The sequence below is a fragment of the Desulfosarcina variabilis str. Montpellier genome, from assembly GCF_048565275.1.
GTDB classification, from domain to species: domain Bacteria; phylum Desulfobacterota; class Desulfobacteria; order Desulfobacterales; family Desulfosarcinaceae; genus Desulfosarcina; species Desulfosarcina variabilis.
Map to the genome: position 1 here is coordinate 3,838,207 of NZ_CP159846.1, position 21,401 is coordinate 3,859,607.

Annotated in this window: 21 protein-coding genes; 13 read left to right on the top strand and 8 right to left on the bottom strand. The window is 50.8% G+C overall.

What is annotated here, in order from left to right:
* The first annotated feature begins 1 nt into the window (after position 1).
* The 5 genes from Dvar_RS17285 (at position 2) to Dvar_RS17305 (ending at position 7,581) form a co-directional block, all read left to right on the top strand.
* Positions 2-1,303: a reverse transcriptase family protein gene (locus Dvar_RS17285; RefSeq protein ID WP_419662926.1), complete on the top strand. Its 1,302-nt coding sequence runs from the start codon at positions 2-4 to the stop codon at positions 1,301-1,303.
* 346 nt (positions 1,304-1,649) lie between these two features.
* Positions 1,650-1,880, top strand: a complete 231-nt coding sequence (locus Dvar_RS17290) for a hypothetical protein (RefSeq protein ID WP_419662927.1) — start codon at positions 1,650-1,652, stop codon at positions 1,878-1,880.
* Positions 1,867-2,187 (top strand): type II toxin-antitoxin system PemK/MazF family toxin, encoded by a 321-nt coding sequence (locus Dvar_RS17295; RefSeq protein ID WP_419662928.1) that lies wholly within the window; start codon positions 1,867-1,869, stop codon positions 2,185-2,187. Before Dvar_RS17290 ends, Dvar_RS17295 begins: the two co-directional genes overlap by 14 nt.
* A 104-nt stretch (positions 2,188-2,291) precedes the next feature.
* Positions 2,292-2,522 (top strand): type II toxin-antitoxin system HicB family antitoxin, encoded by a 231-nt coding sequence (locus tag Dvar_RS17300; RefSeq protein WP_419662929.1) that lies wholly within the window; start codon positions 2,292-2,294, stop codon positions 2,520-2,522.
* A gap of 1,195 nt (positions 2,523-3,717) precedes the next feature.
* Entirely contained in the window at positions 3,718-7,581 is a 3,864-nt protein-coding gene (locus Dvar_RS17305) for a DUF3857 domain-containing protein (protein ID WP_419662930.1), read from the top strand.
* Between the two features lie 319 nt (positions 7,582-7,900).
* Here Dvar_RS17305 and Dvar_RS17310 read toward each other — a convergent pair whose 3' ends face one another.
* From Dvar_RS17310 to ilvY, 6 genes are all read right to left on the bottom strand, one after another.
* Positions 7,901-9,358, bottom strand: a complete 1,458-nt coding sequence (locus Dvar_RS17310; protein ID WP_419662931.1) for a transglycosylase SLT domain-containing protein — start codon at positions 9,356-9,358, stop codon at positions 7,901-7,903.
* A 124-nt stretch (positions 9,359-9,482) separates the two neighbouring features.
* Entirely contained in the window at positions 9,483-9,902 is a 420-nt protein-coding gene (locus Dvar_RS17315) for a putative transposase (RefSeq protein WP_419662932.1), read from the bottom strand.
* 276 nt (positions 9,903-10,178) lie between these two features.
* Positions 10,179-10,424, bottom strand: a complete 246-nt coding sequence (locus tag Dvar_RS17320) for a glycosyltransferase family protein (RefSeq protein ID WP_419662933.1) — start codon at positions 10,422-10,424, stop codon at positions 10,179-10,181.
* Complete coding sequence (locus tag Dvar_RS17325; protein ID WP_419664127.1) at positions 10,421-10,711, bottom strand: glycosyltransferase family protein; 291 nt, start codon at positions 10,709-10,711, stop codon at positions 10,421-10,423. The genes Dvar_RS17320 and Dvar_RS17325 overlap by 4 nt, the downstream gene beginning before the upstream one ends.
* 32 nt (positions 10,712-10,743) lie before the next feature.
* Positions 10,744-11,106 carry a hypothetical protein gene (locus Dvar_RS17330; protein ID WP_419662934.1) on the bottom strand — a complete coding sequence of 121 codons (363 nt, stop codon included), beginning with the start codon at positions 11,104-11,106 and terminating at the stop codon, positions 10,744-10,746.
* Between the two features lie 70 nt (positions 11,107-11,176).
* Complete coding sequence (ilvY, locus tag Dvar_RS17335; RefSeq protein WP_419662935.1) at positions 11,177-12,052, bottom strand: HTH-type transcriptional activator IlvY; 876 nt, start codon at positions 12,050-12,052, stop codon at positions 11,177-11,179.
* A 217-nt stretch (positions 12,053-12,269) separates the two neighbouring features.
* Between ilvY and Dvar_RS17340 the strand changes: the two genes are divergently transcribed.
* Both Dvar_RS17340 and Dvar_RS17345 read left to right on the top strand, forming a co-directional pair.
* A complete protein-coding gene (locus Dvar_RS17340) occupies positions 12,270-13,508 on the top strand; it encodes a 3-isopropylmalate dehydratase large subunit (protein ID WP_419662936.1) in 1,239 nt (412 codons plus the stop codon).
* Between the two features lie 18 nt (positions 13,509-13,526).
* Complete coding sequence (locus tag Dvar_RS17345; RefSeq protein WP_419662937.1) at positions 13,527-14,003, top strand: 3-isopropylmalate dehydratase; 477 nt, start codon at positions 13,527-13,529, stop codon at positions 14,001-14,003.
* Here the strand turns inward: Dvar_RS17345 and Dvar_RS17350 are convergent.
* Complete coding sequence (locus tag Dvar_RS17350) at positions 14,000-15,163, bottom strand: ATP-binding protein (RefSeq protein ID WP_419662938.1); 1,164 nt, start codon at positions 15,161-15,163, stop codon at positions 14,000-14,002. The genes Dvar_RS17345 and Dvar_RS17350 overlap by 4 nt on opposite strands.
* Before the next feature lie 415 nt (positions 15,164-15,578).
* On the opposite strand from Dvar_RS17350, the gene Dvar_RS17355 reads away from it, so the two are divergent.
* From Dvar_RS17355 to Dvar_RS17370, 4 genes are all read left to right on the top strand, one after another.
* Positions 15,579-16,619 (top strand): hypothetical protein, encoded by a 1,041-nt coding sequence (locus Dvar_RS17355; RefSeq protein WP_419662939.1) that lies wholly within the window; start codon positions 15,579-15,581, stop codon positions 16,617-16,619.
* A gap of 362 nt (positions 16,620-16,981) precedes the next feature.
* Positions 16,982-17,632, top strand: coding sequence for an outer membrane beta-barrel protein (locus Dvar_RS17360; protein WP_419662940.1), 651 nt, complete (start codon positions 16,982-16,984; stop codon positions 17,630-17,632).
* 48 nt (positions 17,633-17,680) lie between these two features.
* On the top strand, positions 17,681-17,866 hold the full coding sequence (locus Dvar_RS17365; protein WP_419662941.1) for a hypothetical protein: 186 nt from the start codon (positions 17,681-17,683) through the stop codon (positions 17,864-17,866).
* Between the two features lie 37 nt (positions 17,867-17,903).
* Positions 17,904-18,647 carry a DUF4397 domain-containing protein gene (locus tag Dvar_RS17370; protein WP_419662942.1) on the top strand — a complete coding sequence of 248 codons (744 nt, stop codon included), beginning with the start codon at positions 17,904-17,906 and terminating at the stop codon, positions 18,645-18,647.
* Between the two features lie 23 nt (positions 18,648-18,670).
* Here Dvar_RS17370 and Dvar_RS17375 read toward each other — a convergent pair whose 3' ends face one another.
* Entirely contained in the window at positions 18,671-19,069 is a 399-nt protein-coding gene (locus Dvar_RS17375) for a hypothetical protein (protein WP_419662943.1), read from the bottom strand.
* Positions 19,070-19,200: 131 nt separating this feature from the next.
* Here Dvar_RS17375 and Dvar_RS17380 point away from each other — a divergent pair, with 131 nt between their 5' ends.
* Both Dvar_RS17380 and Dvar_RS17385 read left to right on the top strand, forming a co-directional pair.
* Complete coding sequence (locus tag Dvar_RS17380; RefSeq protein WP_419662944.1) at positions 19,201-20,511, top strand: ATP-binding protein; 1,311 nt, start codon at positions 19,201-19,203, stop codon at positions 20,509-20,511.
* Positions 20,512-20,646: 135 nt separating this feature from the next.
* Positions 20,647-21,363, top strand: a complete 717-nt coding sequence (locus tag Dvar_RS17385; protein WP_419662945.1) for a response regulator — start codon at positions 20,647-20,649, stop codon at positions 21,361-21,363.
* The last annotated feature ends 38 nt before the right edge of the window (positions 21,364-21,401 follow it).

Consider the following 21,401-nt stretch of genomic DNA (forward strand, 5'->3'; position numbering starts at 1 on the left):
TATGAAACGGCAATCTGATCCGGTTACCCTCTGGCGGGAAATTCGTAATGCAGGCGGCATTGATGCCTATATTGATGAGCAGTTGAAAACGCACGGCTACCTGGTTGAACGGCGCGCGACCGATTCCATGAGCAAGCGTGAACTGAGTGAGTATAAAAAAAGCCTCAAGGCGGAAGCGGCTGAGAAAAAACGGCTCAAAAAAGAAGCCTGGCAGGCTTACAAGCAGAATAATATTCTTCATCTGGGGGAGGGGATCTACTGGAACGATGCCGATACCGCTGATCGATATGATCTGCCCAAGGCAGCCGAACGGGCGGCTGAAAATGAACTGCCGGTGCTGGATTCACCGGCCGGGTTAGCCCGGGCGCTGGACATTTCCGTTGCCGATTTGCGCTGGCTGGCCTTTCACCGCGATGCCGCCACCCATATCCACTATTATCAATTCTCCATTCCCAAAAGGGACGGCACACAGCGTCCCATCTGGGCACCCTTGCCAAAGCTGAAAAACGCCCAGCGCTGGATTCTGCGGCAGATTGTGGAAAAACTGCCCGTGCATTCGGCCGCCCATGGATTTGTGCCCCTGCGCTCCACGCTGAGCAATGCCGCCACCCACACAGGCTCGCAAGTCATCATCAAAATGGATCTGAAAGATTTTTTCCCCACCGTTACTTTTCCCAGGGTCAAAGGCGTGTTCAGAAAAGCGGGCTACACCGAGCAGGTGGCCATCCTGCTGGCGGCCCTGTGTACCGAGGCCCCGCGCGAAAAGGTCGAGCATGCCGGCACAACCTACTACATTGCCATGGGGCCGCGCTGTTTGCCCCAGGGCGCGCCCACCAGCCCGGCCATCACTAATACGCTTTGTTTGAGCCTGGATCGGCGCATCAGTGCGCTGGCCCATAAAAACGGCTGGCGCTATACGCGCTATGCCGATGACCTGACCTTAAGTTTTCCCGTCAAATCCAAAAAGGCGCCGGCAACCGGCAAAATCGCCGGCCTGATCAAACGCATCGCGGCCGACGAGGGGTTTCTCATCAACCCCAACAAAACCCGATTTGTCAGGCCCTCCGGGTGCCAGCGGGTGACCGGCCTGGTGGTCAACGACGACCAGCCGCCACGGGTGCCGCGTAGCGTCAAGCGTCGCATCCGGGCCGCCATCCACAATCTTTCTCAAGGAAAAGAATTGAAAAACGGCGATACCCCACAAACCCTGATGGGATACGCCGCCTATATCTACATGAGTGAGCCTGAATTGGGCCGCAGGCTTCTGGATGCGCTGGGAAAAATCAATCGTGAGGCGTCCTGAGGCGCCTTTTTTTTATAATAATCCACGGTTCCATAAAAAATCATAAATTCCAATTTGGCGTCCTTCCGGTGTAAGCAGGAATCATGTGCTTTCAATAGGTTGTTGATGCCGGATCAAGTCCGGCATGACGCGTCAGGCATTTTTAGAGTCAATCAGAATTATGCGATCAGTCGTTAGCGGGTTGGTACGCTTACTGCGTTTTCTGTAGGAGCGGTCCATGGCCGCGACAAAGGATTTTTCATCGATTTGTCCCCCGCCCGTGCTCCGTGTGGGAGCATCAGTTCCTGTTAATTGATTCCTTGTGCTACACGTGTTATTGTACGTGTAGCATAAGGAGGTGCTTCCAATGCAAAAGAAACTTACAGTGACAATAGACGAAGAGGTCTACGAAGGTTTGCGAACAGTCATTGGACCGCGAAAAATAAGTCGTTTCATTGAAGATTTAGTTCGGCCCCATGTTATAAAAAAGGATATGTATTCTGCATATAAAGAGATGGCTGCTGATCAAATAAGGGAATCCGAAGCCCTTGAGTGGTCCGAAGGCACAATCGGAGATTTGGGCGATGAAGAGAGGTGAAGTATGGTGGATTAATTTCGAAGCTTCCACCGGGGGTGAAATCCGTAAGCAGAGACCTGCCGTTATCGTAAGCAATGATGCCGCCAATCATTATCTTAACAGAGTTCAGGTTGTTCCTTTAACGAGCAGTGTTGACAAGCTTTACCCCAGTGAAGCCTATGTGACGTTTCGAGGTAAAATGGCCAAGGCAATGGCAGATCAGCTCACGACGGTGAGTAAGAAGCGTTTAATCAATCCAGCCGGGTCGATCTCTTCCATTGAGATGGAAGGCATAGGCAAAGCCATCACTACCCAACTCGACCTTTAAGCCAGAACCGGTAAGGATTGATACGGCCAGTAAGGTTGTTTTCAATCCGAATACACAATTGCTACATCAAGAGAAGAGATACTAAAACATGATACTATTTCATCATGAACAAACAAGCATTTCAGGATTCAGTAGATGATTATCTCGATTTCTGTGCTGAACGAGGTGAGGATCCTGAAAAGCCTTACTCTGGAATATTTGTCGTACGCGTTGAACCTGAAATACATAAAAACATTACCATTGAAGCCCGCAAAAAAGGAATGAGCCTAAATGTATGGGTTAAAAACGCTTTATCGAGAGCGTTAACCGACCACACCCAACCTCCGACTCCATAGGACCGCAAAAAGCGGGCGACCTCGGTTCCGGCAAATTCATCAATCCGCATTTCATGAACTTGACAATCTGACCCCAAATGAATTTTATAAGGAAGCGTTGTTCAAGGAAAAGCTATGGAGTGAATGATATGGTAAGTTGAACTGGGCATTGGATGCAGAACTTGAAGATCAGCACGATATGTGCGAGGCTTTCGCCGAATACCTTCACCGCCGGCATCCCAAGTCGGCCTGGCATACCCTTTTTGGGAAATAAAAAAGCGAGAAAAGAACTGGCCTGTGATTGCAGCGATACGGGCCGAAGACTTCGTTCGCCAACCCTCGCCCAAAACGTTTGCCGACTGTAAGCGGCCGTCGGCAGGATCAAGACTTGGCCTGTGGTATGCGAATCCCAGCTACAGTACCTGGAAAAAGGCGAACTGCCCTGGAAACAGAAGCATTGGCCCCTTCCGAATTCCGGCTTGGATGTACCACAATCAAAACGCATTGACCTGGCTATTCTTGAAAAAAAGCTTGAACGGTTATTGCATTCTGTTGGAGGTCTTGGACAGCCTGGAAGATAAACCGATCATTAAAAAAAGCATTGATCTGATGATGGCGCCCAAAAGAAGCAGGAATATTCTGTACAAAAAGTTCAATTTCTGATCTTTTGCTCTTGAGCCCCGCTAACATATCGTATATTGATTCAATCAACAATAAACGTCTGATTCAACCATCCGATTCCTCCGACTCTACCTGCACTCACATCGCCAGCGACAAATCAATGCCGATTCTGGAGCCATTTTTCTGGTAGCACATTCAGAGACTCATCATCCGGGGCATGTCATGTGTTAACACCCCATGGTTTGTTTATTTTACTTCCAAAGCAATCAAAAAAAGAGTCTATTTCATATTTTTGATTCCCCCTTTGATAACAGTAGCGTTGATTAATTCCATCGCGGACGTATTTTACCGTTTTTAGGGATTTTTATATTTAATTCCTCGAATGGACAAGGGATACGCATCCGAAGGTGTAAACTGCGACCGGAAGGCGGGCCACTGTCCGGGCCTCCTGCGATTGCAAAGGTAGACGCGTTAGGTTTGGGGAACGCTATGGTATCATATGAAATTGAATTTTTTGTGAGGAACCCTTCAATGCTATACGGCTTCTCCAGAAGATGGTACCTTGGCAGGCACTATTAACTTTGAAGGTCATATAATGAAAAGACATTGTACGTTACTGCTGGCTTTATCCCTGTTCCTGATCCCCCGGATGCTGGGCGCTGAAAACACGCAGGTTGAATGGCGGCCCGTCAACTATGAACAGGCAATGGCACTTGCGGCCGGGGCCGATGCCCAGCATTATCCCAATTCCGATGTGGTGGATCTGGTGCGCAATGCCTTTGTGAAATACCAGGCCGACGGCCGTTTTGACAAATATTATGAGCTCTACGCCAAAATTTTAAGTGAAAAGGGCCGCAGGGAATTCAGCAGTGTTTCCTCATCCTTTACCATTCCTTACAATCAAACCGAATTTAAGGTGGTTGAAGTCATTCGCCCGGACGGCCGACGGGTTGCCGTTGACCTGGAGCGCAATTCCCGGGTAACGGTTGAACAATCCCAGATGGACACCAATATCTACAATCCCAACAGCCGTGTCCTGAGCGTGACCCTTCCCGAGGTGCAGATCGGGGACACGGTTCACTTCATCATGTACGACCGGTTTGCCAGGGTCAGGGTGCCCGGCACCTTCAGCGATTTTGTGACTTTTGAAGGTGAACGTCCCATTATTCGTGCAGACTATACCGTGGCGGCGCCCAAGGCCCTGCCCCTGAAAAGCATTGCCCTCAAATCCGAGATTGAGGGAAGCGTCAGTTTTACCCAGCAGCATATAGGTAACCAGATCATCTACCGGTGGACCGCCCGTGATGTGCCCAGGGCCTTCAAAGAACCGGATATGCCGCCCCTTTATACCCAGGCTCAGCGTCTGCTGGTCAGCACGGTCAAAGACTGGCAGGCGCTTTCCCGGTGGTACTGGCAACTGTGCAAACCGGCCATTGAAGATGACACCCCAGAGATGGCGGCAAAAGTCCGGGAAATAACGGCGGGAACAGACGATCCCATGGAAAAAATGCGGCGCATATTCCGGTGGGTGTCCCAGAAGATCCGGTACCTGGGCATTACAGTTGAGGAAGAGGCCCCCGGCTATGAGCCCCATCCCGTCAGCATGACCTTTAACAGCCGGGCCGGTGTCTGCCGGGACAAAGCCGCACTGCTTGCGGCCATGCTGCGCCTGGCAGGATTGGACGCCTATCCCGTGCTGATGATGAACGGGCCCCGCAAAGATGAGGAAGTGCCCCAGCCCTACTTCAACCACGCCATCACTGCAGTTCACCTGGAAGAGGGATCCTATGTGCTCATGGATGCAACCGATGAGAATACCAAGGAACTGCTGCCCGCCTATCTCAATAACCAGAGTTACCTGGTGGCCCTGCCCCATGGCGATATACTGCGCACAAGCCCGGTGGAACCGGCTGAAAAGAACATGATGCAAATCCGCTCCCATGGCCGGCTTAAGGACAACGACCTCCTGGTGGATGCGACTCTGGATTTTAAAGGGGTCAACGATAATGCCTACCGGGGTTTTTTTGCCCGCCTGAATGTCCACGAACGGCTTGGATTCTTTGAAAAAATTATCAAGAACAGCGCGCCGACAGCTATTTTGGAGGCGCTGTCCGTCTATCCGACCAACATGCAGGATACGTCAATCCCCCTCAAAGTAAGGCTCTCACTCCAAGTCAAGGACTATGGAATTGAAGCTGAAGATATGACCGTGCTGCCCGGCCTGCGGATGGGAGAGAGCTTTGGGATGCTCAATTATATCCTGGGGGATATGGGGCTGAAGCAACGCAAGTACCCCCTGCTGACCGGCCATACCTGCGGGGTGGATGAAACACTGGAAATTGATCTGCCGGACGGGCTGCAGGGCAAGATAACCCTGCCCGGCCCCGGTGAGGCCAGCCATGCTACCCACACCTGGCAGCAGAATACGGTCCTGACCGACGGACGGTTGATCAGCCACCAGCGGTTTACCCTTGATGTGACCGAATTCCAGCCCCCGGATTATGCGGCATTACAAAAAACCCTGGCCGCCGTGGCCGCTGCCAGGGCCGGAAAGACCTTGATCAGCACCCCGGCGGATCCCATCTCAGGCAACAATGACGCCGTTATTCTTGAAGATATCAACCGCTTTGAGGTTGAACCGGACGGGGCCTGGACCGAGATTAAAACACTCAAACTCAAGGTCCTCAACTATGCCGGGCGCAAGCGTTTCGGGGATGTGCACATCGCCTTTAATCCGGCATGGGATACGGTGACGGTTGAGCGGGCCGCCGTGACCACGCCCGACGGGCGTACTCTGGAAGCCTCGAAAAAAGAGATCAACCTGATGGATGCGCCCTGGGCCGGCATGGCCCCGCGCTACCCCGCATCAAAAATCATGGTCGTCAGCCTGCCGGGCATTACCGAGGGCTGCGTGATTGACCTGAAGGTGCGCAAAAAAAAGACCGGGCGCCCCTTCTTCAGTATCAACGAAAACTATATCGCCGACGATCGCCCGGGAAGCAGAACACGGGAGCGCCGTTTTTATCTTTTTGCCGACGGCGTTTTCGGCAGGGATGTGCCTGTGCATAACAAACGGGTCGAGATTGTGATGCCGGCCGACACGGCACTCCACGTCCTTGAGGTTGATCCGGGATCTGTGATCAAATCGGCGGTGAAGACCGGCCCGGACGGTTTTCGGGAATACACCTTTCAAGCCACTGATATGGCGGCACAACTGCCCGAAACCGATATGGTTCCGGGCTACAGCCGCCACCCGGTGGTGCATGCCTCAACTGGAAACCCGGAAGAATTTGCCCGAAAGCTGAACCGGATGCTGGTTGAAGCGGCAGCGCCTGATCCCAAAATAAAAACCCTCGCCATGGAACTGGTCAAAGGCATCAATGATAACAGGGACCGCATCCGCGTAATCCGGGACCATGTCTCTTTAAATGTAAACACCATTGATTGGGCCATCTTTGATATGCCCCGGATCTCTCCTGCTGCCGAAACTCTGGGGAGCGGCTACGGCAATTCCTGCGACCGGGCTGTCTTGCTTTTCAGTCTGCTGGAGGCGGCGGGACTCAAACCGGAGTTTGTGCTGCCGTCTAGCCTGCCGGAAGCAGGGTCCCTGAATCAGCCGTTTGTCAAAGCCCCCAGCCGGCAGATCTATGTTGATCTGCTGGTAAGGGTGAACACCCGGGACGGCTGGATTTACCTGGGAGACACGGACCACTACGCCGCCCTTGGTACAACCGGCTATGACGGCCACCCCGGCCTGAGACTCAAAAACGGCCAAAGAATCATGATCCATGGATTATCAGAAGATTATGCCAACCGCATCGAAACCCATGTGCAAGTGGATCTCGATTCAACGGGCAAGGTCCAAATGACCATTGAGCACCGCTACCGGGGGACAGCCTATGCCCGGATGAACAAGCGTTTCAGTGAACAGACGCCTGAGGAACGAAGGCGCTATCATGAGGAACTGATCTCCGCCCTGCGCATGGGCGCACGCCCGACGGAAAGCTATGTGACGGACTTTGACGTCTATCCGGGTGTCGAGCGCTTCTCCATTGAAGTGGATGATTTCGCTGCGCGCCAGGACGGGTTTGTGGCCCTGGATCTCCCTTTCATGGTTCGCGGAATCGAGGGTGCAGAGCGGGATGAACGGTTAAGTCCCCTTTTTAGAGACACGCCCGAATCCCTTAAAACCGAAATCTGTCTGCATATCTCCGATACCCTGAGCTTCACCCGGGTGATCCCGGCTGAAAAACGGGTAACCCGGGTCCCGGAGCTGGGCCAGATCACGATGACCCGGAATATCCGGGGGCAGGAGATGACCATTGAGCAACAGATTGATCTGGATGCAGGCGTGATCAACCCCCGGATCTATCCGCAACTGGTCAACGCCCGCCAGGAACTAGCGGATGCCGCCAACCGCACTTTAATTTTAAAAATTGAGGGGAACCGTCACCAATAAACAGGAGACGGCTCCTCAATGCCTTAGCGAATAAAATCTGAAAACTACTGCCCTCTCTGACTGATAAGGCCGATGCTCTTGAACCGTTTTGAATGTCCCGGTGATACCGCTGTTCCAAAAAAAATCAACGTTAAGGGGCAAAAATCGCATTGTTTTCGGTCAAGAGAATTAAAGGTCGGTTTGCAGGAACGAAAAAAGATGGGCGGTTTCCAGGCCATCATGATTACAGGGATGAAATGACTTCGACACCGGTGGCTATCAATTTGCGCGTAAATTCAGTCGTTTATTGGAAAATAGAGGATCTGTTCTGGATATAGACCTACAGGGAAGCGGCTTCCTTTTTCACTTCTCTTTTCAAGTCGAGTTTATCAATAATTAGGCGGTACGCCGTATAGTATTTATAAATGTTGCTTACATACTGCACCGTCTCTCTGCCGATCCGCCTTGCGGCAACAATTTCGACATTGCGAAACCAGATGTTTGGATCGAGCCCCACTTTTTTCGCTTCACTCCTCAGCCTCCTGACTTTTGCGGGTCCGGCGTTGTAACTGGCGAAGGTGAAAAGCATCTTATTCTTTTTACTCATTGATTCTTTTTCAAAGTATCGACTGTAAATAAATCTAAGGTATTTCGTGCCGGCATGAATGTTCGATTCCATTTTTTCAATGTCGGGAATGCCCACATTCGGATCTGCAGCCGTGCTGGGTAAAAGTTGCATGACACCGATCGCTCCCTCACGACTGCGTTTGTTTTGATCAATTCGGGACTCTTGATAGGCCAGTGCAGCAATTAAAAGCCAATCGAAATCGTATTGATCCGCGTATAAATTAAAATAGCCGACAGCCTCCTTAAATCTTTGAAATTCCCTTTCATTCAGAGAATTGCGGACCCATTTCGTGTTTTCGAGATAGCGCCTGAACAGGATGTTGCCGATCTGGGTTCCCTTTTTATGTGCTCGCATAAATCGATCGATCATTTCCTTTAATTCAGCGTTGTCCTTACGAATCGCCCATGCGATCTGCCCACCTGTTCTCAGCTTAATCTCTGGATGCACGGTCAGGTCCTTGAAAATTTGCACCCAGAATTCAGCTTTATGACTGTCAATGGGAATCATTTGGATCAGATTGGCGTTCATCATCTCCAAAAGATCCTCATCTTCGAACAATTCATCCGCCATCACCAATTTCATTGGCACCTTACCCGCTCTTTCAAACGCCTCGTTGAGACTCAAAAGGCTTTCATAGTAGCTGCTCGATTGCCTAACATGGATTTTTTTGCCCGATAAATCTTCGATTGTCAGGATGGGAGGCGCCAATGGTCCGGTAACGATGATTTCGTCAATGTTGGATAGATAAGGAACGGAGAAGTCAACTGTTTTGAGTCTTTCCGGCGTTACGGTTAGATTTCCGGCCGCAATGTCTCCCAGCCCCTCAACCAGTGCGGGTAACAGCCTATCCCGTTGGGTTGGAACGATAATGACCTTGATGTCCAGTACCTTCGTATTGATCTGCTTGTTCAGAAAATTTTCGAATTGTTTTAGCATCTCGTAAGTAAGGCCTCGCTGGTCGGCACCGTCGAGAAAATAGAATGTCTTACTGTACGGAACCAGGGCACGAATGGTGCGCCTTTCGATCATATCATTGAAATTTCCGGTCCACTTCTGTTTAAGTTTTATCAGTGATTCAGTTGCCTCAGTTACCGGAATGCCCGTGTTGGATATAAAAAGGATTAGTGCAATGACGTACCCAGTTAGTACCGTTTGTTTATGAGTGCGCATTTTTACACCTCAAAATTCCGATTTGCTGCCTTTCAGTCAGATTGTCAAATCCGATTGAAAAGATGCTCTGTTTTCATTGCTGGGGGAGCCCCAGATCTTGATGCCCAATGCCTGCGTTAAAGCGCTATCTCTTAACATTGGTATTGCAGTCATCAGTGGTTTTCAATAAAAATAATTTGTGAGCCCTTACTCGGGATGGATCTTTAACTGATCCGGTTCTTCTGCTTTGTGCAGCCATCGCGGGAGGGCTTTTTTTTCTGGAACCGCCTGGCCGATGAACGAGGTCGCATTCAATACCATACCTGCAAAGCGTCATGAAGGCCAGCACCAGTAAGATTTGGAAGATGGTGTAATACCCTCGGCTCTTTCCCAAAAGCTTTTCGGCACCTTCCAAAATGCCGTTGGCCAAAAGCGCAGGCATGGCACACAAAACTTCTGCCTTGGGAACATCCAGGCAGGGCTCGCATCGCACTTGCGCTTCGCCTTGACCGATCGAGGCTAAAGCCCGATCCATAACCCGAGTGCAGGCCGTACCCATGCCCATAGAATTATATTTTATGAGTTAAGATGACCGATAGCTGGGGGGGTAAAAGCATTGGATTTCAGCACAAAGCATCGACAATCGGTTTTATTTACAGCTTTGTATTTGTTGTCATCTTGGCGCCGAAATTCAATGGCTCTTTGCAGGAGATGGCTTGCCCAACTGAGAAGTAGATTTTGCATGCGATATGACAAAAAATATCTATCGCCACATGCAGGGAGCTCATCCTCGGGTACCCGGAAATGAAGTCGTTAATGTGTGCGATCGAGCGGGTATGACTCAGCCGCCCTTGCGCCGTCGCCGAAATTCGGCTGCTTCGGCACAGTCGTCAGCGGTCAAATCGGCCAGACGCGCCAGGATGGCGTCGTTGCCGGAGGCTGGGTAGTTGTCCAACTTGCCGGCGAGTTCGGGCAGCCGATAGAGGAAATTGCCGATTGTTTCAGGGCGGATTTGGCGCATGCTCAGGCCGTAACCGAGCAGGGTGAGAAAATGGGCGTTGATCTCCTGCTCGAACTGACCGATCATAGGCAGGGCCAGATAGGGCTTGGCTTGCCCAGGTGCAGGGCCTCCGTGATCAGGGTGAAGCCGGCCGTGGCCATAACCCCGCGGCAGGTGGCCACGTCCTGCAGAAAACCATTTCGGCTGGGCGGTTTGAAACACAGGTGGCCGTCGACGCCCTCGCGCCCGCTGCCGTAGACGACGAATTGCTCGCGGGGGAATTCCTTCAGCATATCGATGAATGATTCGAAACCGGAGGTCAGATAGACCAGGAAGTGTGACCCGGTCTCTGGCCTTAGGGCTCGCGCAAAAATAACTTCACATTTTCAGCGCCCATCCATCCCGCTCAGCGGTGTTGCGAAAACACGGAATATGCCTGATATTCCTTTGTCTTCGCGCCTTGCTGAGCGGGCGCCTGAACACTGACAATTTGTGAATTTATTTTTGCGCGAACCCTTAGCGCCAGGACCGCGTCGCGTAGAATGGGCGGGAAAATAAATGATAATTTCTTATCAGGCAGTATTTTAAGTGGTGAAATGATCGGCATCGAAACACCACGCGACGGCATCAAGATGCGCGCCTTTTTGTTGTCGTCCCATACACCTCGTGCATCTTGAAGAAGCTTTCCCATTCGATCATGGATTTTTGGCGCCTTCAATCTGCTTCTGTCAAACACGGTCCCGCATTTCTCACAAATCATTAAATTCATTCTGTCCTCCATTGAATATCGGTCAAGGCCCTTGCTGATGATGTTAAAATAGGTTTTGGGATTTACTGATTTACTCGTGGATCTGCCAAAAGGCCCGGATCAACCGAGAATTCATCCTGCGCTTCTGAATACAAATACCCACATCGTAAGGCGTCAGCGCAGGCTTTATCTTCAGCGGGGTGATACGGTTGCGAAGTGGACTGTTGTCGATGACCAGTCCGGGTACAATCCCCACCCCGCATCCTAAACTAACCATGGACAAGATGGCCTCGTTACCGGAGACCTGGGCATAAATGTTGGGTTTGATGTTTTTCTTTTTAAACCAGGCGTCGATTTTCTTGCGGGCCATGCCGCGCTCCGAGAGAATCATGGGAACGATATCCCAAGGGATGGGGCGTTGTTGCAAGGCATCGGAATATTCCCAGGTGACCTTGGGGGCGACCGCATCCAGGCCAACCTGGGTCAACATTTTGAATAGCAGGGGGTGGCGAGGTTCTTGGGGCTGGGGCGCGACAGCGATATCAACCTCACCGTCGATCACTTTCCTGATGGCAATCCCCGCATCCCCAGTTTGAAGACGGATATTCACCAGTGGATAGGCGGTTTTGAAAGCGCTGAGAAGATCCGGCAGAATCGTCAGACTGGCCGTCACCGAACAGTAGATGGTAATCTCACCTTTTAGAATTTGTCTGTCATCGGCAAGTTCATCCAAAACGGTTTGCCACTGCTGCAAGGCATCTTTTGCATAGTCTCTGAAAATCATTCCTGCGCGAGTCAGTTTTACCTGGCGGTTGTCCCGTTCAAACAACCGGCGCCCGACTTCGGCTTCCATACGCTGGATCTGCCGGCTGAGAGCCGACGGGCTGATGTGGCAGGCCTGTCCGGTGCGTCCGAAGTGAAGGCTCTCGGCTAAATGAAGAAACAGTTTTAGACTCTGGTGATCCACTTTACGCTCCTCAAACAGGCTCTTTAATATGGTTGTTGCAATATATGCAATATAATAATGCAAACATATCACTTTACGCAACATTAACTATCGATTAAATCATGTTTGTCAGCAAGTACCTGTTCGAAAAGAGAAACGATTTTTCAAAATTGCTTTGCTAATTGCCAACAGCCAACAGCCAACTGCTTAATTGAAGTAGGAAGGAGCATGAATAACCATGGGAAAAACAATCGTGGAAAAAATTCTCAGTCATGCCGCCGATAGCGACGATGGTGTTGCCGGTGATATCGTAAATGCCCGTGTATCCCATCTGATGACAAATGATGCCGTGGGAGAGCTGACGGTCAATGCCTTCACCGGCATCCGGAATGCCGCACCCTGGGATAAGAATCGGATTTCGGTAGTATTGGATCATTACATACCGGCCACTACGGAAAACGCCGCCCGTGTCCATAAGCTGCTCAGGGACTTTGCCCGTCGCCACGGTTTGCATCTTTTCGATCATAAAGGCGTCTGTCACCAGGTGATGGTGGAAAATTTCGTCCTACCCGGTGATGTAGTCATCGGCACCGACTCGCATACCTGCACGTATGGGGGCCTGGGGGCCTTTGCCACGGGCGTCGGTTCAACAGACGGCGCAGCAGCCATGGCTACCGGCAAGATATGGCTAAAGATACCAGAAACCATCCGTATTGAGCTGAAAGGGTCACTGCCGGATCACGTGCACGCCAAGGATCTTGTTTTATACCTGATCGGTCGTTTGGGGGCCGATGGCGCCACTTACAAGGCCTTGGAGTTTTCAGGCGAAGGCGCAGCCAGGATATCCAATGCCGGTCGCTTTACCATCTGCAACATGGCCATCGAAGCCGGCGCCAAGACCGCTGTTTTTGCGCCGGATGCGGTTACGCGAAGGTTTCTGGGACAACGCAGTGACCAAGGACTTTTTTTTGCCAGTGACCCGGATGCGGTCTTTTCCGATACGATTACAATTGATCTGGATACGTTGGTTCCTCAGGTGGCTTGCCCTTATTCCGTGGACCAGGTGGCGCCGGTAAATAAGGTGCAGGGACAAAAAATCGACCAGGCGTTTATCGGCTCCTGTACCAACGGTCGCATAGAGGATCTGCGAGTGGCCGCCCGCGTGCTCCAAGAAAAGAATGTCAACTCTCGTGTACGTCTTTTAATCGCCCCAGCATCTTCTGTCATCTATCACCAAGCGATGAGGGAAGGCTTGATGGAGATATTTCAAAAAGCCGGTGCAGTTATGTGCAACCCTGGATGCTCGGCCTGTTTCGGTGGTCAGGGCATGTTGTGGGAAAATGAGGTCTGTATCGGCACTCATAATCGAAATTTTGTGGGTCGTATGGGGCATAAGCATGCAGAAGTCTACCTGGCATCACCGGAGACGACAGCCCTTTCCGCCATTGCCGGCTGTATCACCAATTCCCCATCATAAAACAAGGAGACATTTAAAATGGAGAAAATAACTGGTAAGGCATGGAAATTTGGAGACGGCATCGATACGGATGTCATTATTCCGGCACGTTATCTGGTGCTGCCGATGGAAGAGATGAAGGCCTATGCCATGGCCCCCATCCAGCCTCGATTCGCTGCTGAGGTGATGCCGGGTGATGTGATTGTGGCCGGCAAGAATTTCGGTTGCGGCTCAAGCCGTGAACAGGCCCCGGCAGTTCTGAAAGCGCTTGGCATAAAGGCCATCGTGGCGGCCGGTTTCGCCCGCATTTTTTTTCGAAATGCCATCAATCTGGGACTTGTGGTGATGGAATGCCATGGGATCGGCGATCACATCAAGGAAAAGGACTCGGTCCACATAACACCCGAATCGGGCAGTATTTATTTGCCGGAGAAAAACATAACCTTTGGCGGTACCCGCTTACCGGGCTTCTTGTTGGATATTGTCGAGGCCGGAGGATTGATTCCACTATTTTAAAAAATAGCGTGCTTCAGCGGATTGACGACATCGTAATCCTTGCGGGGAATGCGCAGGGTCTCTGGGGTGCGGCAGGCCAGAATGTTGCGGGTGGTGGCAGCAAAGAGGGGGCTGACTTTTCTAAAATTGAGCTTTTTCGGATCGATCTGTTCCGAGGATTTGGCTTCGATCAGGTAGATGGTGTTGTTCATTTCAATCAAAAAGTCGATTTCAACGTTGTTCTGGTCTCGGTAGAAGAAAATGTTTTTTTTGCCCACCTCGGGATGCTTAAGCAGTTCCGTAAAAACGAAGTTTTCCCAGATACTGCCCTCGTGAATGTGTCCCTCCAGGGCTTTTGGGGTGCGAATGTTTAGCAGGTTGCAGAGAATTCCCTGGTCCGCAAAAAAGAGTTTGGGAGATTTGATCAATCGTTTGCCGAGGTTGGCGGAATAGGGCGGAAGCAGGTGAATGAGGCCGCTGGTTTCCAAGGTATTGATCCAGGACTTGACGGTTTTGGCGCTGACACCGACATCCTTGGCCATTTCCGCAAAATTGACCAATTGCCCCGCTCGAATGGCACAGGACCGCATAATACGCTGAAAGTCCAATAGATTTGACACGTTGATGATCTGTCTTAAATCCCGTTCAAGATAGGTCTGAATGTAGTCATCGTAAAACTGGGCCGCATCGATCGTTTCATAGGCCCAGATTTCTGGGTATCCGCCGCGCCACAGCAAATCATCAAGCAAGGGGAAAAAGCCTGAATGCCTCAATTCCCCAGCGCTGAGGGTCTGTAGGTGAAAAATACTCACTCTTCCGGCCAGCGATTCACTGACATCCTTCATCAAGGAAAAATACTGGCTGCCGGTTAAGATCCATTTTCCGAACTGCCCCCTGTCGGCATCAATACGAATTTTCAATTCTCTAAAAAGGTTGGGGGCATATTGAATTTCATCCAAAGTAACCTGGGGCGTGGCGTCAAACTGTCGTAAAAATGATTCCGGATTTTCTTGGGCGCTCTGGGCCACGGCGATCCGATCCAAGGTCACATACTCCGAATTGGGAAACAGCCTTCTTAGCAGTGAACTCTTCCCGGATTGGCGCACGCCGGTTAGAAGTAGGGCCGGTCGGGTTTCAAGGACGGCGGAAATTTTGTCTGATAAACTTCTGGGAATCCACATATCTCGAAATACAAAAAATAAAAATTAAGTTAATCAGGAGTTATATTCCTGATTAACTTATAATATGAATGCAGTTTTGTCAATCTATCGCATTAAGATCCTTTCTAAGCCCACGCTTGAATTGGCGGCTATCAAGAAATTCCAATATCCTATATTTCTCCGCACCTCGAAGACTTCAACATACTGATTCCTTTATGTTAAGTAGTCACCCGATCCCGCAATTGCAAAACCGGCACCCGGTTTGCAAAACCCTCCCCCCGGTATTCATAACTATTTATAATGGTAAAGAAAAATGTTCCCGGTCCGGTTGCCCAAAAAACAGCAATTGACACTCTATGATGTTGTTATTATAGTGTTTTTTTCTGTTGTTGGAATCGTTATTGCCTCTGGGGCCCCAGCACTGGGGGGCGACCGGGTGTATGACAATTTATACAAAGACCTGTCGACAATAGCAAACAACGGATGCAGCTCTCAGATGGTCGGGCTGGATGAAAACCTCGAATCGGTGGCTTCCGACTCCGACTATCGCCTGAATCTATCATTTGTCGGGCAACCGTTATCGGTGGGACTGACCAATGAACGCGTGGCCGGTCTTGAACTGACTGCCAGCCCGGTCGCGGCACTTTCCATTGAAGCCTTTGGCGGCCTTCCGCTGGATGCGGTCGATCGGAGAGGAATCGTCGAAAACCTTGTTTACGGCGGAAGAATCGGCACCCAGCACCTGTCCTTGGGCCAGATCGGGCTGTCGGTGATATACGATAATGCAGAGGACTACTCGGAAGAAATTACGGACATGGACCTGACGATCGGCCCATGGCTGGCAATTAACGGTTCTTCGAGGCATACGGAGAATGTATGGCGCGAACACCGCTATTCCGCCACACTTGGCTGGGAAGCCTTCACCCTCTCCCCCCTTTACGAATACTTTTTCATCGAAGACGATGCCTGCCGCATTGAGACGGAAAGCCACCGGTTCGGTTTTTTAGCTGATACCGATGAAACCATATACGTCACCGGAACGGACCTGGGGTGGGAGAAGAACGATCACCTCAATTTTGGTATCCGTACACGCCATTTCACTTATGAGCAACGGGATGAAGAGGCCCTATACTACGGTGGCCTATTCTCCCTGAAGGCGTCTTCTGGAAACAGCCTGAGCTTTGAAGTCGGCACTATGCAGGGGAAACAGCCCGAGACCATCTATTCACTGGTTCAGGCCGAAGCCACCATTAAGGACATCTTTGGTATAAAAGGCGGGTTTTGCGGTCTGACCGGCCGGTATATCGACTACGATCACCAGGTGCAAGATCGCACCATGGCCATTCATACGGCCGTAGAAACCGGATTGAGATTTCTCGGTGGACGCGTGGAAACCAAGCTGTCCGGAATCTACCAAGAAGATCCATATTTTGAGGATCATTTCGAGGGCATGCTGACGATCGCCTTTGTTCACTGATTGATACCAACCATGAAATAACAGACGCTGGTCTTTCGTAAAAGTCCATTCGCCGCAAAATAAATCCCAGCGATGCAACATTGGGGTTTACCTTGACGCCTCCAATCCTAAACCATCGGCAAAATCCAGACTCTCCAGAAGCGCTTTATGAGAAAAAATCCGTTTCGTTCCATTTTAAATGGTCATTAACGAGATAATAACAATCGATCCTGATCGATGCGTTGGCGCTCGATCGATACAAATGCTTACAAATTCATACAAAAGGTCCACAGACACCAAGGGGGAGATTGTATAATACAGGCGCATGAGATTTTTTAATGTGCGGATTGAATCATTAACCCCTCTAAAGATGGAGGTTCACGATGAAATGGTTCAAACAACTGGTTCTAGGAGCGAGTATCATTTTTATCTGGATGGCCGGTTTTACGCCCTCAGTCACGGCAGGACCGGATAGCTACCGCAATTATGGACAGATCCGGGCGGGGGTTTTCGATTTTTGCGGTGATCTGGACGATGACGATTATGACCGCAATGGGATTATTGCCGTGTCCTACGGCCGGAATTTGACGCCTTACCTGGTAGCGGAAGCCACTGTCGAAATGTTCAGCGCAGAAAAGGATGCCGACGGTCTTACCGAGCGGGGACATTATGATCGGGAGGATCAAATTGATGTATTTACGGTTCTGGGCACGCTAAAAGCACAATGGCCGGTGGGACCGGTGACGATATTCGCCGGCGGCGGGGCCGGTTACTATAGCGTGACCCTCGATTCGGAAATCGATCCGGAGTATCGAGATGATCGCGCTGAGCAGGAATGGGACGGTGTTTTCGGCCTGCATGCCGTAACCGGGGTCAACGTCGATATCTGGAAGCGGTTTTTCGCCGGTTTCGAGGGAATGTACCGCTGGACCGACGATGTCGATATTAATGAATCAATAGCGGGCATTCCCGTTCGTCTGGAGGGCGATCTAACCGGCTACGCCCTCACCCTGACCGCAGGTTTCCGTTTCTGAATCGGCGAGATATGAAGGTTTGAGCTTAAAATCGAAGACGATTATCTGGTGGAGGAGATAACCCGCTCTGAAAACGACACCTTCACTAAAATTCTCCGGCCGGTCAATGCAACGGAGGCGATCGTCGAAGGTATAGGAAGGAACCTGGGAGAAACCGTACGCATTGTTAATGATGATAAGGGTAATGAAATATTGACTTTTTCAGGGCTGCGTTTCAAACGTGTCGATGGCTAACTCCCAAGAGCATTGCAAACAAAAAGGAGTCAGTAGGATGAAAAATAAGATTTGCCACGTTCGGCAACTCATGATTATGGCCACTTTCTCAATAGCTCTATTCGCCTGCGGTAGTGACGATCTTGACTTGGATATTGGCACATCATCAACCCGGGTGAGAACTATTAACCTGTCTCCGGATACGCCCGAGGTAGATGTCCAATATAAACTGGTCGGGGCCTATGAGGTCTTTGTCGGGCTAAACTATAAGGAGGCCACCGAATATTCCGAGGTAAGAACACGGACGACCGTGACGTTTAAAAATCCCCGCGGGGATGAGATTGCCAAACTCGATGATCCGGATTTCGACCGTGACGAATACAATACGGTGTATTTGGTCAACTTGTCCGGCAATCTGCAAATCATTCAATCGGAAGATAGCCGGCACGGCAATTCATCCTCGGCCAAGGTGCGTTTCGTGAACGCCTGCGCCGATGCGCCGGCGGTTGACGTAAAAACCGATTCCCCTTTCGGAACAACACTGTTTGCCGATGATGAATTTAAAAGAATCAGCGATTATGTGCTGGTGGATCCAGGGGACTACCATTTCGTCATTACCGAAGCCGGCAACAATGTGGATGCACTGGCCATATTTGAACCGGTAACCCTATCGGCAAATAAAATCTACACGCTCATTGCCCTGGGAACACTTGATGATACGGATAGCTATGGCTTTGGCGCCACCATCTATGATGAAACAGGCGATGGAAATGAATCGATAGATCTTACCATTGCCCCCTGATTTTATTTATCTTCGGGAACTGGCTATCGATAGGTTCGAAACGAACTTAGAAACAGGCCGATACCGCCAAATAAAAGGATCAGAATGATGATCAGGTCAAAGGCGGACATGCCGCGCATTCTGAAATGGATACTGGTGATGATGCCGACTCCCAGCATGATCAGGGACGCAAGGGTCAGGCCCCAGCCAAGGACACTGCGGGCGTCGTAGAAAATGAAGCCGATGCCGAAAATCAAAGGGATCAGGGTCATGCCGCTGGTCAGATAAATCCCGCCCACTGAAAAAAGGCGGTGTCCCAGATGAAAACTGTAGGAAACATGGATGGCGTTCAGGAACAGATAGCCGCCGGCCACCATCATGGCCAGCCCGATGAAAAAACGACCCAAACCGCCACTGGTACCGCCGGCGCCCCGAAAATTCATAATAGTTCGACCCCTTATGATCTGAATTGTCGATTAATACAAATGTTTTATACGATAAAAAGCAAATCGACTTACCATCAATTGATCCTTTATTGCAATCATAACAATCGATGCCCTTTTGATGCAACGAAATGAAGCGAGTCTTTTTTTCCTTTTTTTTATTTATGGTTCTTTTCCTGGTGGGGTGGCATTTCGCCAGTCCATTGATTGTCAATATACCGCTACAAAAAGTAATCGATCAATGGGTTGCCCCATATTGGCGAGAGATGACCCGAGGGGATTTCCATCTTATTCTGGAAAACCTCAAGACCATGCCGCCCGATCAGTGGGCCGGACACATCGAGCACCTGCAACCGGAATTCGGATACCCGATCTTTCTGGATGACATCAGTAAATTGTCGTTATCGCCGACAGAGCTGGAACAGTTAATGAGCGGTAAGATCGTTGTAAAGGGGGATCCCGACTTTTTTTACCAGCGTGTGCCTGGCAGCGAGAAAGCGATCACCATGGGGCCCTTTCCGGAACTGAATTCCCCGCTATGGATCAATGCCATCGTGTGGGCCATTCTTATTTTTTGTGTCAGTCTCATGGCCATCATCTGGGCCTTGCCGTTCTGGGTGAAACTCAAAAAAATCATTGTCGCGGCCCAGGCCTTTGGACGCGGCGAATTCCATGCCCGGGCCAATCTTCCCCGAAGCGCCGTGCTGGCGCCACTGGCCGGTACCTTCAATGATATGGCCGAACGTATCCAAAGACTGATCAGCTCCCACCGGGAACTCACCCGCGCCGTTTCCCATGAACTGCGCACACCCATTTCACGCATTCGTTTCGGACTGGAGATGGCGAATACGGCCGACAGTGAACCGGACCGGCGCCACTATATGGCCGAGATCGGCCAGGATGTGGACGAACTGGAAGCCTTGGTGGCGGAGCTGTTGATCTATGCGCGATTCGACCGGGAAACGCCCGAGCTCGACCAGGAAGCGCTGGCGGTGGCACCCTGGCTGATCCAAACGGTCAACGCTGCCAAGAATCGATTCTCACAGGTGAGCATTTCGTGTCGTATTGAACCTGTGGCTAAGGATCTTGCAGCAAAAATCGCGCCGTGTTACATGGCCCGGGCGGTGAGCAATCTGATTGCCAATGCCGGTAGGTATGCCAAAAGTCAAATTGTCGTCAGCCTTGAGAAAAAAGATAATGCGTGTATGATCCACGTGGATGACGACGGCCCCGGCATTGCCGAGGCCGATCGCAAACGGATTTTCGAGCCTTTTGTACGCCTTGACGCCAGCCGCGACCGGGATACCGGCGGTTCTGGACTAGGGCTGGCCATTGTCCAGCGGATCGTCACCATGCATCGCGGGACGGTGTGGACGGAGACCTCACCGTTGGGTGGCGCCCGGTTTACGCTTGGCTGGCCTTGCCATATTTCTCTTGATTGACAAAAGCGCAACAGCTAAAAAACCGAATAACGAATTTTGCAATGATCGATCCCTTGTTACAACGATGAGAATCCGTTTCCATCGATATGATAACAACTTATTCGCTACATAAAGGAATAGAAAACGCAAGGTTTCATGATGACTCACAAACGTATCCTGCTGGTTGAGGATGATCGGCGTTTAGGAAAACTGATCCGCTCCTATTTGGCCAAACAGGGCTTTGATGTGTCCATTGAAAGAAGGGGCGATGCCGCACCGGCGCGGATCGTCGGGGAGATGCCGGATCTGGTCATTCTCGATCTGTTATTGCCCGGCCTGAACGGGCTGACCGTATGCCAACACGTTCGTTCGGAATACGATGGCCCCATTTTGATGTTGACCGCCCTTGAAGATGACATGGATCAGGTGGCCGGTCTGGAAATGGGAGCCGATGATTACGTGAAAAAACCGGTTGAGCCGCGGGTGCTGCTGGCCCGTATCCGGGCGCTGCTGCGCCGTTTTGAGAAAATTACGCCGGCTAAAGAGCCGGTATCCGAGCCAACCGATGAACTGGTATTTGGCCGGTTGACCATCAACCGAGCATCCCAGCGCGTTGAGCTGAATAAAAAACCCGTCGAACTGACCACCAACGAATTCAACCTGTTCTGTCTGCTGGCCGAAAATGCCGGCCGGGTTATGGAGCGCGGCACCATCTATCAAGTGCTGCGGGGTATTGATTATGACGGGCTGGACCGATCGGTGGATCTCACTATCTCACATCTGCGCCGAAAATTCGAAGACAATAACAGGCGTCCAACCCGTATCAAGACCGTCTGGGGGCAGGGGTATTTGTTTGCTCAGGATGCCTGGTAGAATTTAATAGAGGTGGGTGGGACCCCGTGAGGCGAATC